Genomic DNA, 16,722 nt, shown 5'->3' on the forward strand with positions numbered 1-16,722 from the left:
TCTTATCTATAATATTTATCAAGAGAGTGAATGGATTTCAATCCTAGATTTTCGGCTAAATCATAGATAGAGACCCTTTCTGCAACACGCTGTAGAATATACTGTTCTCGCAATTCTGTTGAGGTTAAAGTACTTGTTTTTTTGAGTTCATAGTGTAGAAATTGTCGAGATTTAGAAAATAATTCGTCAGCATTCTGTATCGGGCGTGCCAGTCTAGCAAACTTATCTCGAATAGGCAAAATACGTTTAATGCCACCTGTGGCGACGGTTAAAATTTTAAAATCCCAATTAAATTCTGACCACTTTAAACTTTGAATTTCTGATGGTTTTAAGCCAAACTCTAAAATCAGTAAAGCAATCAAATCACCTGGTTTTTTGACGTGTAAATAGTACTGACTGACATCCAGTAGTTTTGGCTGTCTTTTGTCATTGTCTTGTAATTCCTGATGTTGATAGGGCACAATATGCAGCTCAAAAAAATGAGCCAGCTTACCATTTTGATAAAGATACTTCAGAAAAGTATTGATATTCGTTATTTTTCGATGTTGAGAAGATTTCGCGAGATTTTGCAACTCAAGCTGATAAAGGTTTAGCTGAGTTTGAGTTAGTTCTTTGCCTTCTATAAACGTCACAAAAGCCCGTAAATCGTAGAAGTAAGCAAGTTTTGTGTTATCAGATGCCTTTGGTCGACTATCTATGAAGGCTTTAATCGTTTGTTCGTTCAATAATTTCATAATCCTTCGTAAAAGTATGGGCAAATGCATTAACGGCTTTGAGAATTTCTTGGCGTGGAATGATGCCATAGAATTCTGTCCCTTTCAAAACTGGTAAAAAAGGTTCGCCAACTAATAAATGTAGGATATCTTCCAATTCATAATCTTTTTGAACCGTATCAATATCTTTATTAACAATTTTTGAAATGGGAGTCCTATCCGATTTTTCGTAGAAAAAATCATGTTGCATTTCAAAGTTAATAATATCTGTCCAGCCTAGAATGCCTACAAATTCACGTTTTTCATTGACGACGGGTACTTTAGAGTACTTGTATTGGCTCAACAAAATTTTAGCATGTGAAATGTTATGCTCGTCAAGTAAAACAGCGACTTCACTTGCTGGTTTTAAAAAAGTGTCACTTTGTTTCATAAAGAAACATTCGATGTTTTTGTCAATCATTTGTTTGACCTCGGTAATTCAAACTGTAAATTAGGTATAAGCTGATGTTCTCTATCTAAATAACTGATTTGGAAAGTATCTGGAGTGGGCTCGATGATGGCATACATTTTGATATTGTATCGGCCACGTGGTTGTGACACGCTACCTGGATTTAAGCAGAGGATATCATCTTCAATCACTGCAATTGGTGTATGAAGGTGCCCAAATAGTGCTATTTCACACGCATGTTCATGGGCTGTATTTGTCAAGCGTTGCAACCCAAAATTAACACCAAATAAATGCCCGTGGGTTACAAAGATAGTTTCATCATCTGCATCTAATATAGCTGTTTCGGGAAAACCATCATCAAAATCGCAATTACCTCTGACGACTGTTATCCCCTCCCAGATACTATCCGTTGCATCTATTTCAGAGTCGCCACAATGGATAATGGCACTCGCTTTGTCTTGGTATTTAGTCTTTATTTCTTGAACAATTTTTGATTCGCCATGGGAATCACTCATAACAATTATCATAAAAACCTCATTGTCTTAGCCAGTCAGGCCATTCTTTCAACAAATTTTGTAGGGCGCGAGCGCGATGAGATACTTTATTTTTTTGTTCAAGTGTCATTTGAGCAGCAGTTCTGCCAGTCTCCTCATCAACAAACAAAGGGTCATATCCAAATCCATCATCTCCCTTCGGAATTGTCGCAATCGCACCGTGCCACTCGCCCTCTACGACAAGGGACGATTTTTCTGGTGCTGCAACGACCAAGGTCGTATGGAATTTTGCTTTTCGTTTTTCGGGTGAGACAGCTGTACTTGCAAGTTCATGCAGGAGCTTGGCATTATTTGCTGCATCTGTTGCATGTTCTCCAGCAAATCTAGCAGACCAGACACCCGGCAGACCACCTAATACTTCAACCATCAAGCCACTATCATCAGCCAAAACGATTTCACCTGTCAATTCGGAAATCGTTTCAGCTTTTAATCTCGCATTTTCTTCAAAGGTCATACCAGTTTCAGCTACTTCTGGTAACTCAGGAAAATCATTGAGGTTTTTAATATCATAACCTAATTGGCTAAACATTGCCTTAAATTCTCTTGTTTTTCCTTCATTACGTGTGGCAATAAGTAGCGTTTTTCTCGTCTTGCTTTGTAGGCTCACTGTCTCTGTGTGTAAGACTTGACCCTCTAACTCAACTGTCAATTCCTGATTAAGACTATACTGATAGTTCAGACCAGTCACATCCCTCAAAACTTGGAAAAATAAGTCAATGATATCAGCAGGTGTTTCATCTACTGCGACAATTTTTAAGCCTTTTTCGATTGGAAAATATTTAAAAAAGACTGAGTATAGGGGGATTTCTAGCTGTTCACCAAAAATATTTTCAATGGCGAGCACCCTTTTTTCCTCTAATATATAGGCAAAAATATCTGTTGTCTGGTGCTTATATAGTTTTTTCATAATTTCAATGTCCTTGATTTAATAGGCATTTGTAGCCAATTTTCAGCAATATCATCAAAAGCTTGACTACTTGCTGTCGTATAAAATTGATGTGATTTCATCGCAATTGTACGCTCTCGATTAATCTCAAAATAATTGAGCAAGACGGAAATGTCTCGTACACATTCTGCGCCACTATCAATTAATTTGACCCCATCCCCCATCACATTTTGAATGATAGGTCTTAACAAGGGATAATGTGTACAGCCTAGAATGAGAGTATCGACACGTCCAACTAGTGGTTTCAAAGTCTCATAGACAATTTTCTTAGCAACACTTGACGTTGTTTCATTTGACTCAACGATTGGTACAAACTTAGGACAAGCCAAGGAAGTTACGGCTAAGTTGGGCGACAAGAGCTGAACTTTTTTTCGATAAATATCCGATGCGACAGTCATAGCTGTACCAATCACACCAATACGACCAGTTGTTGTTGCTTTAATCGCTGCACTGGCGCCAGGCAAAATAACACCTAGTACTGGAATCTCAAGCTGATTCTTGACCTCCTCCCAAGCAACAGCTGTCGCCGTATTACAAGCAAAGACAATCATTTTAACATCTTTTGATAAGAGAAAATTAACCAGCTCCCAGGTAAATTGTCGAATTTGTGCCGCAGGTCTTGGTCCATAAGGCGCACGTCTTGAATCTCCGATATAAATAACTTCTTCATCGGGTAATTGGCGCATTAATTCTTTAACCACTGTCAGACCGCCAACACCTGAGTCTAAAAAACCTATCGGTCGATTATCCATCTTACTTACCTCACAAAAACAAAAGCCGAGAAAATCTCAGCTTTTACGGGAATCTCTAAAAAGTATATCTCAGTTATTTGAGGGAAAGATGCAAGAACGACAAATCGTGCGAGTCTATCTCTTACAATGAAACCCAAAAACTGAGTTTTTAGAGCGTCCCCTAAACCTTATTTTTTCTTATCAGCCTGTTTAGCAGCTGCACGAATTTGACGCAAAACTTGTTGCACTTGTGTTTCACTTGGTTTGCGACCCATTGAGCTCATCATCGTCCGAACAGCATCTTCATTCAATGGCGGGTTCTCCATTAGCATTTGTTTCACTTGACGACGGCTCAAGAACAAACCTAAAGCAAAGCCGCCAAGAGCGGTAACAATCATTAATAAAATAGCAAGTAAAATTGGCATTTTTATCTCTCTTCTCTTTTGTTATTCGGTTAATTATATCAAATTTTACATAATCTGTCTATTTTCAATCAAAATCAAAACCATATAAAGTCGCAAAATAATCTTCCGCCGTCTCTGCTCTCCGAATTTGGCGGGTAGTGCCATCTTCTTGCAACAAAATTTCTGCGGAACGTAATTTGGCGTTATACTGATATCCCATCGAAAAGCCGTGCGCGCCGGTATCATGAATAACTAGTGTGTCACCGACATGGACTTCAGGCATCAGCCTTTGTTTAGCAAATTTATCGTTATTTTCGCAGAGTGAGCCAACAACATCATACATGTGCGTTTGAGGTGCTGTTTCCTTACCTGCAATGCTGATATGATGGTATGAGCCATACATGGCTGGTCTTAAAAGATTGACAGCACTCGCATCGACACCCACGTAATCACGGTAAGTTTGTTTTTTATGGATGACCTTAGTGATGAGGTGGCCGTGAGGGGCAAGCATAAAACGTCCGAGTTCTGTAAAGATTTTGACATTGCCGAGACCATTAGGTGTCAGCACCGCTTCATAGGCTTGACGAACGCCGTCACCGATTTTAGCGATGTCGTTTTCTACTTCATCAGGCTTATAGTTAACGCCAATGCCGCCAGATAAATTAATAAAATCAAGATCAACATCCGTCATTTGGACCACTTCTACTGCTAATTCAAATAATTCTTTAGCCAAAACTGGATAATAGTCGTTTGTCAACGTATTAGAGGCTAAGAAAGAATGAATCCCGAATTTTTTCACGCCAAGTGCTTTCAGGTCTTTAAAGGCTTGAATCAGTTGGTCTTTAGTCATGCCAAATTTTGATTCTTCCGGATTGTCCATGATATCCGTACCTAGGGCAAAGATACCACCAGGGTTATAGCGGCAAGAAATAATCTCAGGTATGCTTGTGACATTTTTCAGGAATGCAACATGTTCATAGGCATCCAGATTAATTGTGGCATCCAGTTTTCTAGCATACTGAAACTCCTGAGCAGGTGTATCGTTAGATGAAAACATGATATCTTGCTTTTCAAATCCGAGCTTGTGAGACATTAACAATTCTATCTCTGACGCACAGTCAACGCCACAGTTCTCTTCTTGAAGAATTTTCAAGATAGCTGGTGTCGGTGTGGCTTTAACTGCAAAATATTCCTTAAAACCAGGGTTCCAACTGAAAGCTTGATTGACTGCACGTGCTTTTTCCCGTATACCTTTTTCATCATATAAATGAAACGGTGTCGGGTATTCTGTAGTAATTTTGTCAAGTTGCGATGCCGTAACGAAGGGTGTTTTCATGGTTGCTCCTCATATTTTCTCTAACTCACATCTGGTGTCAGTCAATTATTAATTAGTTTTTTACATAATTATAATACTGTAAAATTAAACATCTAGGTAGTTTGCCAAGTCTTTCAAGGCACGTTCTGCAATAGCTGTGTAGCGTTCTTTTTTATCTCGAATGCGTTCGCCCTCAAGCTCCTTAATGATGCCAAAATTGACATTCATTGGTTGGAAGTTTTTACTGTTAGCGTGGGTCACATAATATGGCAAGGCACCAATGGCAGTCGTTTCAGGAAAAACAACTGGTAATGCCTCTTGAAATAATTTAGCCGCATTAATCCCAGCCACTAAACCTGAGGCAGCTGACTCAACATAGCCTTCTACACCCGTCATTTGACCAGCGAAGAAGAGATTGTCTTTCTTCTTAGATTGGAAAGTTTGGGTCAAAAGATTTGGTGAATCCATGTAAGAATTTCGGTGCATCACGCCATATCTGACAAATTCAGCATTCTCAAGACCTGGAATCATGCGGAAAATACGTTTTTGCTCCCCCCATTTTAGATGCGTTTGGAAACCAACGATATTATAGAGACTCGCTGCTGCATCATCTTGGCGGAGTTGCACTACTGCATAAGGGACACTTGTTTCATATGTTGTCCCATCTCGCTTGGTTACGGTATAGGTCTCATTCGGATTTTCAAGCCCCACCGGTTTCATGGGGCCAAACAACATGGTCTTAAAGCCACGCGCAGCCATCACTTCAATCGGCATACAGCCCTCGAAATATTTCTCTTTTTCAAAAGCCTTAATCTCAGCTACTTCCGCAGCCACCAAGGCTTGTTGGAATGCTTGAAACTCTTCTTTAGTCATCGGTGCATTTAGATAAGCAGCCTCCCCTTTGTCATAGCGTGATTTAAGATACACTTTACTCATGTCAATGCTACTGATATCGACAATCGGTGCTGCTGCATCATAGAAATAAAAACCATCCCCATCGTTTAAAGCGTGGATTTTCGCTGCTAAATCGTCAGATGTCAAGGGGCCTGAGGCAATGACCGTGATGGCATCATCAGGAATCTCTGTCACTTCTGCTCTGATAACTTCAATCAAGGGATGATGACTCACTTTTGATGTCACGAGTTCTGCAAAGCCCTCACGGTCAACTGCTAATGCCCCACCAGCAGGCACACGTGTTTCATCTGCTGAACTAATGATTAAACTGTCAAGCTGACGCATCTCTTCTTTCAGGAGACCAACCGCATTAGTGATTGAATCACCACGTAAAGAATTGGAACATACGAGTTCTGCAAAATGACTTGTTTTATGTTGTGGTGTTGACTTAACCCCACGCATTTCGTAAAGCTTAACGGGAATACCGCGTTTGGCAATTTGGTACGCGGCTTCTGAGCCTGCAAGACCTGCGCCGATAACATTGATATGATTTGACATCTTTAGTTTCCTTCTAGTTGATTACTATCCATTATATCATGTTACAGTCATTTTTTTGAGACAAAAGACGCTGATAATATTTCTTAGATTGATTAACCACTAATCAATCCAAAAAAGGCTCACATCAATCTGTGAGTCTTTTTTGTACTGATTTAAACTTCAAGCTAACTTTTTTAAACTTCAAGCTAACTTTCTATTCAGATTTTTTCTTTAGTTTATTTAAACCTAAGAAAATCAGAATTGGGATGGTTAGTAATAGTGCACTGAGAAGACCGTATTGTTCGATTTTCTCACCAAAACTTCCGAATTCATGTCCATCTGTTCCCTGAGCACGAGGTACTGATGGATTTTCTTTATCCTTGTCTTGATTTTTCGTGTAGACAACGATGAAGTTTTGTGGTGTCGTATCTTGACCATCTGTTAAATTGTTATGGTCATAACTGCCAACTGCTTTAAGCGCTTCTGCTAACGAATTGTATACTTTGCCATTTGGTGCAGTTACTTTGTAGGTGTAACCTGATTGATACAAGTCATTATCCGTTTTATTGAATATCAGTTTTGAGTCACTATCACCCGTCACTGTATCAAATATTTTGCCGTTAACGATTAGATTAGCGGTTTGTTTGACTGGTGTATAGGTAACCGTGAAGTTTTGTGGTGTTGCATCAATACCAGTTGTCGAATCAATAGCATTGGCATCATACGTTGGATTGTTCTTCAAAGCATCTGCCAAGGTAGGATAGACTTTGCCATCTGGTCCAGTGACTTGATAAACATAACCGCTGCGTTTCAGATTTGAGTCGTCTGAATTAAGTGAAATATTTGAATCACTTGGACCATGTGTCGATTCAATCGTTTGTGCACCTTTAGGATCACTACTGTCAGTCATCAAGTTCACCGTTTGCAATTGCGCTGTGTAGACGACTTCAAAGACTTGATTGCTACTTGGGTCATTATCAAAGACATGCACCGCATTCGTTGCGGCTTGCAGGGTTGGATATTCTGTGCCATCTGGTGCTTTGACGACGTAGGTATAACCATTTCTAGTCAGATTTGGCAATCCTGATGCCGCTGTTTGTAACTGCGTATCAACGACATTGACATTGTAGAAATTAGTGGGAACAGAAACATTCGGTACGAGTGACAATTGCATACCAGATTGATAAATCGGTGATGTACTTGCAATCGGCTGATTGTTATCGTCTAAACCTGTCACGCCTGTGGCTGTTGGATAGACTTTATTACCGGCTGGGTCATTAATGGTTTGAACGACCATGCTTTCAGGCATTGGTGTGTAGCTGACTGTAAAGACTTGCGGTACCAAATCGTCTGCTTGCATGCCGGGATTAGCTGGATCAATGCCAGGATTGATTGGGGCAACACTTCTGCCTAATCCTAGAGCACTACCCAGACCTAGAGCGCGAGTTGTAGGTACTATCGTATCAATCGCATCTGAATTAAGAGTTCCGTCATAGGTCGCATTAGCAGCAATCGCATTGGCTAGCGTATCATACCAAACACCATCTGGTCCATAAACTTTGTAAGTAAAGCCTTTTCTCACAAGATTTTGCTCACTATCACTGGCAAATTTTAGATTGCCAAATGAATAACCGTCTGACGTTGTCGTGATATTTTTACCACCGGTATAATCTGGGTCAGTCGCATCAGTTTGCAAAATCGCAACTTGTTTGAGTGGTGCATAATAAAGGTTGACGATTTGATTCACGCCATCTGCTGTGTCATAATTTTTGGTGCTATTTTCTTGACTATCATCTATCAATTTATAGCCTGGATAAGCTGTCTGTAATGCCTTATAATCAATCGAATCGTTAGAGTTTCCTGATAATGTTATCGATTTTGTCAAGTTTTCCCATGTCTGACCACCATCACGACTGACTTTTAGATTAACAATGACTTGCTGCTGATTAGCTTGGTAGACCAAATCAACTGTCTGATCTGTGCCAGAATCGATATCATAATGCGTTGTCGTTGTCCGACCGTCTGTCATCAAGGTATAGCCTGGTAGGTTAGCATCAATTGACGCATAGTCTATCACGCCATTTGAAACACCTGTTAACTCAGTTGATGATTTCAAGACATTCTGATTGCTATCTTTATAATTGACTGTTACTTTTTCGACATCAGGTTGATAGACCATATAAACGACTTGATCAGCATCATCTTTGCTATCATAAGTCGTTGTCGTTGCCCGACCATCTGTCGTCAAGCTGTAACCTGAGTATGTATCTGTCAAGCCTCTATAATCAATCGTGCCACCTGTTGTACCAGTCAATGTGACATCTGGAATGGCTGTACCAGATGCATCAACGATTGGGTTACCAGACGCATCTACAAACTTAACAATAGCTTTTTGCGTATCCGGCGTGTAGAGGTACTCGATTGCTGTTTTATCGCTCACTGTTGCATTTGGTGTAAAGACTGACGTGACAGCATTCGCGTCTGCGACGCTTGTCGCCTTTTCAGCACCATTGACTGTCATGCTCTTGAACGTATAACCGGCAATTGGTACTGCACCACTTACTGGAATGGTGGCGTCTGTTTGACCGTTGACTGTGCTTGTCACAGTTCCTGTTGGCACAACGGCGTTAAGGTCGCTGCCACCTGTCGTGGTCGTGTAGTTAATCGTCGCTTGGGTCACTTGAGCTTGATAGTAGAAATAAATATCTGGTGTCACAAGTGTACCGTTAACAGTCGTCCACATGACGGGTTGACTATTGCCATTAACTAGACCCGTTTTAACCAAATCATAACCCACTGGCGCATTTGGTGCAGTGGTTGTTGTAGCAGCTTGATTACTCTTGCCTTGAATTTTTCCTGGTGTCAAGCCTTGAATTTCTTGCCCATTAAAACCACCACCTGAGTAGAGATAATGCACATTTACTGTTTGGTCGTTGGCTTTATAGACAAACTTAACATTATCAGGTGTTGCACCACCACCACTGAATGTGAGGTTTGACAAATCAGCATTTGGATCTGTCACACCTGCTGCTGTTTTATACTCGATATGATCAAAGGTATAACCCGGAATGTTAACGGCGCCACTTGTCGGAATGACTTGATCTGTCGTACCACTGGCATTAAGCGAAACTGGGGTGCTGGCATATTGTGAAATATCCTTGTCGTTGTCATCTTCATTCACATATTGCATGGTCGCAACATTATCCTGATTAGCGGTGTAGGTTACCGTAATCGTTGAGTTAACCAGTGTCCCATCTGTATTGATGGCAAAACTTGGATTGATACTTGTCACATTCGGTGCATAGCCTTGAATTGTTGGGACTGTAATCGGCGTTGCCACAGGTATTTGAGTACTAGTATCAAGATTAGTCGTATAGGTCGTACCACTCGTCACACCATCAGCTTCAGTCACAACGGATGAACCCGATGCAAAGTCTGATGATGGGACTGGTCCATGTTTAGATGAGCCATCATTTTGATCATAGACATAATTGATGGCTACCTTTTGTGCGCTGGGTTGATAATAGAGATTAAGCGCAGTTGCACCATTTTGATAAGGCATGGTCGTGGTGCTAGTATCCGGTCTCGTTGTTGAATCAGTAGTTCCATAGGTATACTTATTAAAGCCATAACCTGGAATATCGAAAGCACCACTATAAGTAAATCTTGACCCTGTTTGGACTTCTGTCGTTAAGATTGGATTTATATTATTGGCGTGTATAAGGTCAATTAAATTAGTATTAGCGACCGTTGACAGATATTGAATGTCAATTTCATTTGTATTTGGCGCAACATAGTAATAATAATCGGTCTTAGTCAGATTACCATCTGTTCCTGTCGTCCAATCAATAGTTTGAGGCGTTGGATTGATTTCCCAACCCGGTTCGATATTTGTTGGGAGTGTATCCGTCGTACTTGGGAGATTACTGTAACCAACGACGACTTTATCATCTAAGCCTGGTACTGCTTTGCCATTGTTAGTGGCATAATCAATCGGCGTACCAGTCCCATAAGACCCACTATAATCTGCTGGCAACTGAAAGACATAGTGAACCGTCACAGTCTGCTGATTAGGGACATAAATGACTTCTAACTTATCTGGGTAAGCTGTCGCATCAAAAGTCACTGTACTAATATCAGGCACTGTGACACCGTTAGCTGTTCGAGAATAAATGGTATAGCCCGGAATAATAGGTGCTGAAACCCCAATCGCTTGGTCTGTCACACCGACTGCACTAGTCGCTGCGCCTCGAGTTTGACTTGCTGTTGCAGAAACTAAATCATTTGGATCAACATTGTAACTACCATCAGGATTTTTCGTCGCATTTGGTGCAATGAGATAAGAAATCTCAGCATTTTGATTATTCGCCGTATAAGTGACATTTAGGCTAGGTGTCACGAGTTGGCCTGTTTTTGGATCAATAGCATAGTCTGGTGTCACTTTAGAGACGCTGGCTGTATAACCTGGAATTGTTGGTACAGTAATTTCTGACCCTGTCGAGTTTGTCGGACCACTAGCAGAGTCCGTCACAGTTTGGCTACCAAAATCAGCAAGTGGGACTTCACCATTTTTCGGAGAGTTGTCATCACTGCTATAGAGATAATGAATCGCGACTGTCTGTGTATCTGGTGTATAAACAAATTCAATGTTGTCTGCATCTGTCGTATAGTACGCATTGTTTAAATCAGCGAGATTGGTATCTAGTGCGCCACCATTATATTTAAAACCTTTAAGCGTATAGCCTGGCACACTTGGACCACTCGTCATAATGACACCATCTGTATAGCCATTTTGACTGGTTGGATTGCTGCCAATGTAAGACAGCAAATTATTACCTGCCTCATCTGAATAGGTAATCGTCGCTGAATCCGGACTCGCATTATAAGTCACAGTGATTTCTGGTTCTGTCGGATTGCCATTGCTATCCACGGTAAATTTCGGTGTGATCGTTGTCACATTTGGCGTGTAGCCTGGAATAGTCGGGACAGTGATACCTGTCGCAATCGGTGTTGGGGTAGTATTGACATCTGTGGTATAAGTCGTACCATTGGTTACACCAATCGCTTGGGTTGGCACATCTTGTGTACTAAAATCACCTAATGGCACATCACCATTTTTAGGTGTACCATAAACATAGTTAATCTTCACCGTTAAAGGGTTAGCCGTATAGCTGACCGTAAAGGTCTGCGGTTCACTATCAGTTACACTCGTGCCATTTGGCGTCTTATCATAAGTCCCAGCAGCAGCAAGTGCTGCTGTCAAAGTCGGATAGTCTGTGCCATTTGGCACCTTGACTTGATACGTATAGCCAGCACGCGCCAAGTCACTGTCAGATTTTGAGAAAGTAATGGTTTGAGCGGTCAGACCGTTTTGGGTATCAACAGTTTGCGCACCTTTTGGATCCGTTGCATCAGTCTGCAAGATAGCCGTTTGACTGCTTGGTGTATAGCTGACCGTAAAGATTTGTGGATTGCTATCTTGACCACCTACCACATCATTGTCGTTATAAGTCGCATTAGCCGCAAGAGCGAGTGCCAAATTTGGATAACTTGCCGAAACAGCATCGCCATTTGAGTTTGTATAGCTGACCGTCACATTGTAGTTATAGCCAGCACGCGCTAAGGTTTTATCTGTTGTTGCAAATGCAATATTGCTATTGGTTGCACCTGTTGCTGATGGATAAGTCAAACCGCCAGCATTGTCAGGGTCTGAGCTATCTGTTTTTAAGATTGCCTCTTGCGTTTGCGATGTATAGGTTACTGTATAGACTTGTGGTGTCTTGTCGCCGTCCCCGTTGTTATACACTGGACTGCTGGCATTGCCATTGCTTGTATCATCATAAGTGCCGTTGATAGCGGTCACGACATTACCACTAGCGTCTTTAATGGTGTAATCATAACCAGAGCGAGCAAAACCAGTCGTTGGCACGGTATAAGTCTTGCCAGTCTTGCCGTCTTGATAAATCGTGCTACTGTTTTTCGGATCATTGACAAATTTCACTTGAACACTTTGGATATCACGAGAAAGATAGACAGCATAATCGGTCATTCCCGGTGTAAAGGTTAACCGTTTTGCGGTGTCACCACCATTTAGGTTATCATTATCCCCTGTCAAAGCACTAAGTGAAGCGCCCATCGGATCTAAACTCCAACCACTTGGGACAGCGATATTGGCACTTGTCACACCAAAGGTTTGAATGCTACCAATCGGTCCTGTCACTGTTTGAGCAGGTAGACTTGGCACAGGCGTTGTAGTAAAGGTGTATTTGCCACTTGTATCATAAGTCGCTTCATAGTAATTGATGACGTGTGTCGCATTGCTGGCTGTATAACTGACCGTATAGGTCACATTTGTCCCATCACTGGTAAAGCTTGCTGGTAAGGTGCTACTTGTATAGCTATTGCCCTTGCCGTCTGACACCGTCCATGTGTAGCCGTCAACCGTCGGTACAGTCAGCGAGTAAGTGCCATCTGTCTGCGTATTAATTGTCGCACTTTGTGGCAAAATAGGTGCTGTATAGGCTGTGGTATCGACCGAAGAACTTGATGACACGTTGGTGTTGATACCATTGGCGTAGGTGTAATTCACCAAGACTTTGGCACTTCTTGCAGTATAAGTAATCGTGTAGTCTTGTGGCGCACTATCTGTGGCACTTGTGCCATTATTCGTTGCATCATAGGTAATGGTAAACTGACTATTAGTCAGACTGACAACCTTGCCGCTACTATCGGTAACAGTCGCCAGATAGCCATTTATCTGAGGCACGCTGACGACTTGTGTCCCACCTGTGACGCCAGTGTAAGGAGCGTTATTCATGCCAGAAAGGGTGTTCTGACCATTGGTCACACCTTGCCCACTTGGTGCACCTGCTACGTTGATATTCGCTTGTTGGACGTCTTTGGTATATTGGTAGACAATGGCGGCTTGATAACTTGGCACAAGACCGCTTGCCGTATTGGTCATGTTATCCCAAGTCTGATCGGTATGATAAGGTGGTGTTTTATCTTGTGTTGTCCCGTCTGGTTTATCGCTCCAATAGAAATTAGAGACATGATAGCCTGCAGGAATGGCTGTAACTGCTTGCAAACCACTTGTTTGTGTCCCACTTGTTGTACCAAATAAAATATCAAAACCAAAATTAATGCCACTGGTTTGGCTAGCAAAACTACCAGGTAAGGCATCTAGAGCACCGATAGGACTGCCCGCACTATCTACTTGTTGAGAATAGTAATTAACTTGAGCAGACCATGGGTCATAAGTCACATCAATCACAATCGGCGTTGACCCGAATGAGCCACTCGGCACTGTCGTCATCACTTGTGATGTGCCATTATTGATAGACACATTAGATGAATAACCTGAAATCTGTGTAATAGGGATTGCTGCATACGTGCCGTCTGTTACCCCTGAAATTGTATCAGTTGATGTCGTACCATCAATAGGGTTGGTATAGTTGACCGTAATTGTCTGAGCATTGGCGACATAATTAACGGTCGCTGTTTGTGGTACACTGTCAATCTGACTCGTCCCATTGCTCGTATTATCTGCTACAATACCTGTGATGGTATCACTTGTTTGCTTTGTCCCGTCGGGATAGGTAATCTCCGCTGTATAACCTGCAATTGTTGGCACAGCCACATTAGCAAACGTACTTGCTGTCGTCCCAATCTGCATTTTTTGATCATTTGTCAAATGGCTAGATAGATTATGACCAGCTGGGAAATTATAGCTGATATTGAGCTGTTGTAAGTCCGCCGCCGCAGTCAGGGTATAGTTTTGAGGTGCGCTATCACTGCTTGCTTGCAGATTATTAGTAGCATCATACTGACCTGAAATCGTCGCCAATGGCAAAGATAGATTAGCACCAGAAGGATCCGTAGCACCCACCAAATGATAACCCTGTACCGGCAAACCTAACAAGTTGAAACTAAAAGTCCCACCTGTCAGGCCATTTTGGCTAAGCGTCGTTGATGCAGGCGGTGTTCCCCCACCACTATTGCCATAATTAATCGTCACATTAGCAGCTTGATAATCTTTCGCCACCTCAAAAAGCAAGGTAGCCGTATCACTGCTGCTAACATCATCGACAGAAAGCGCCACCGTTGGCACAGCAGTCGTCGTTGCACCACCATCCTTACTCCAGTAGACTTTACCCGTCAGGTGATAGCCATTTGGTACAATGCCACTGGCTTGTAACTTCGGTGTTTCAATATCAGGTGAGGCTGTGACATCCGTCGCTAAACTTGAGGTCAGTGTTTGACCAATCGTGGGTTGACTTGGCGACAAGGTGTCACTTGACTGAAGCACACTGGCTTTTGAAGTGTCGACACTACCGCTCGTATCTACTAGACCATAATTAACAGTGACATTATCCGCTGTATAATTGACCGTAAAGGGTTGAGGGGAAACATCGTTTTTTACATAGCCATTTGTTGTATCATCAAATGTTGGATTGTCTGCTACCGCTTCGGCTAAAGTATCATAATTTCTGCCATTTGGCCCTGTGACTGTATAGGTATAGCCCGGCACGCTCAGAGTTGCATCCGTTGAGGTAAAGGCAATCGGCTCTTTTGTTGCACCCGAATAATCGGTATCGCTTTTTGGCAAATTGACAGGCACAGGCACACCTGCAGTCTTAGACACAGCAGAAAGTGGGGCAGCTTGGTAATCGCCTTGATATTGGATATTCATCGTATTACCCGGAACTGTTACCCCATTGCTGATAGTATCTGAACCGACTGTTACATCAGCTGTCCCATTTTTTACAAGTGAATAGCCTTGTAAACTTGGTGCCGTAAAAGCGTAAGTATCCGCATCAGCATTAGGCGAACCACCTGTAATGCCAATCGTATCAGTCGTATTGGCAATAAACTGAGTTGCCGCTCTAAGCGGTTGATTATTTTGGTCGAGATAGTTGACTGTTGTTGTGCCTGAACCAAGCTCTAGTGTGAAATTAGTAATATGTGTGCCCATTTGGGTATAGGCTAAATTATACCCTGCCATGACCCCGACAGACATTGAGGTATTGGTCAGATTAATTGTTCTTGTAAACGTTTGGGGTGAGCTTGTCGTCACCTTAACAGTTAATGTTCCTGTGTTGTTAGCGTCATTGTAAGTATAGCTGACCGCAACAGGAGCGCTCAGATTAGGGCCACCACCTGAGCCACCCCATTGGTTGTCACTATTTCCTGAACCTGTTGTTACATTATTCAAGGTAGTAATCGCTTGTTGCTGATCAGTCGTCGAATTGGCAGTATTTAAAAGTCCGTTTGCCCCAGTGCTACGCCATCCCATGACCTGATTCCCCATTTTAGAGAGCGCACCTGGATTGATACCAAGCGATGAATCACCAAATCCAACAGGTGTATAATTAGCTGAGTTAGAATCCTGAGAGGCACTATTGTTATAAAAATCAATGCCCCAGTTCAATGAGTTCGGCAAGCCATTGAGCCCTAAACCACCCCCAAATTGTTTGGCACCACCTGCACTTGCAAGTTGACTCGGTGCTGTTGGTGATAAAACTAGACCGATAAAATCACCAACACCATAACCGCTTAAAAAACCAGCAGAATTTAATCGGACAAGGTCAATGTTAAAATTAAAAGACCAATCTTTCGTCATATCAATCTGCTGATTAAAAGCAACGGCACCCGTTTTCTTATTGACATCAGTTTTAGTTGGGGTAAGAATGGTATAATTTGTCCCATTGATGGTTTCGTTATGTGCCAAATCATCTGTACCAGTACCACTGACCGTAAAAACGTTTTGATAATTACTATTATCATAAGAGACAGTCCGTTGTTCATTTAAATCAGTCTCGGTATCTTCCAACATATCAATCGTTGGTGTGCTAACCGCTGCATAGGGAACGATAGACGCTGTTTGCTTGATTGCCTTGACTGGTGTCAATGTCTGACCAAACAAAGTTGGAAAACTTGATTTAACGATACCATCGTCTGCTAGGACATCACTTTCAGCAAAAGACAAACTAGGTACAATGGTCGCAAAAATAATGCCGGTCACGACCCATCTTTTTTTCACTTTTCGAAGCACAAACCGTTTTTTATAATCGGTTTCAGCCCTCTCTAGTGTCCCTTTCTTCATGGTTACTTCCTCTTTTCTTCTGTTTCTAATTTAAGATAAAAATATTTATTACAAAGATATTTTATTCTCATTTTA

9 protein-coding genes are annotated in these 16,722 nt (G+C 41.8%); all 9 read right to left on the minus strand.

All coding sequences use genetic code 11. The annotated features are described in order from the left end of the window. Positions 1-2: 2 nt before the first annotated feature. Positions 3-734, minus strand: coding sequence for a site-specific tyrosine recombinase XerD (xerD, locus tag RR45_RS03260; protein ID WP_031365544.1), 732 nt, complete (start codon positions 732-734; stop codon positions 3-5). After that, positions 706-1,173: a cyclic-di-AMP-binding protein CbpB gene (cbpB, locus tag RR45_RS03265; protein ID WP_031365543.1), complete on the minus strand. Its 468-nt coding sequence runs from the start codon at positions 1,171-1,173 to the stop codon at positions 706-708. The genes xerD and cbpB overlap by 29 nt, the downstream gene beginning before the upstream one ends. Continuing rightward, positions 1,170-1,688, minus strand: coding sequence for a metallophosphoesterase (locus tag RR45_RS03270; RefSeq protein ID WP_031365542.1), 519 nt, complete (start codon positions 1,686-1,688; stop codon positions 1,170-1,172). Before RR45_RS03270 ends, cbpB begins: the two co-directional genes overlap by 4 nt. A gap of 7 nt (positions 1,689-1,695) precedes the next feature. Continuing rightward, positions 1,696-2,622, minus strand: a complete 927-nt coding sequence (locus tag RR45_RS03275; RefSeq protein ID WP_072353425.1) for a nucleoside-triphosphate diphosphatase — start codon at positions 2,620-2,622, stop codon at positions 1,696-1,698. After that, positions 2,619-3,413 (minus strand): glutamate racemase, encoded by a 795-nt coding sequence (gene racE / locus RR45_RS03280; RefSeq protein WP_031365540.1) that lies wholly within the window; start codon positions 3,411-3,413, stop codon positions 2,619-2,621. The genes RR45_RS03275 and racE overlap by 4 nt, the downstream gene beginning before the upstream one ends. 167 nt (positions 3,414-3,580) lie before the next feature. Further along, complete coding sequence (locus RR45_RS03285) at positions 3,581-3,817, minus strand: YneF family protein (RefSeq protein WP_003140136.1); 237 nt, start codon at positions 3,815-3,817, stop codon at positions 3,581-3,583. A 64-nt stretch (positions 3,818-3,881) separates the two neighbouring features. Then, positions 3,882-5,132: a diaminopimelate decarboxylase gene (locus RR45_RS03290; RefSeq protein ID WP_031365539.1), complete on the minus strand. Its 1,251-nt coding sequence runs from the start codon at positions 5,130-5,132 to the stop codon at positions 3,882-3,884. A gap of 84 nt (positions 5,133-5,216) precedes the next feature. Next, positions 5,217-6,563, minus strand: a complete 1,347-nt coding sequence (trmFO, locus tag RR45_RS03295) for a methylenetetrahydrofolate--tRNA-(uracil(54)-C(5))-methyltransferase (FADH(2)-oxidizing) TrmFO (protein WP_031365538.1) — start codon at positions 6,561-6,563, stop codon at positions 5,217-5,219. A gap of 193 nt (positions 6,564-6,756) precedes the next feature. Next, positions 6,757-16,647, minus strand: coding sequence for a mucin-binding protein (locus RR45_RS03300; RefSeq protein ID WP_031365537.1), 9,891 nt, complete (start codon positions 16,645-16,647; stop codon positions 6,757-6,759). Between the last annotated feature and the right edge of the window lie 75 nt (positions 16,648-16,722).

The sequence above is a fragment of the Pseudolactococcus chungangensis CAU 28 = DSM 22330 genome, assembly GCF_002441885.1.
GTDB lineage: Bacteria > Bacillota > Bacilli > Lactobacillales > Streptococcaceae > Pseudolactococcus > Pseudolactococcus chungangensis.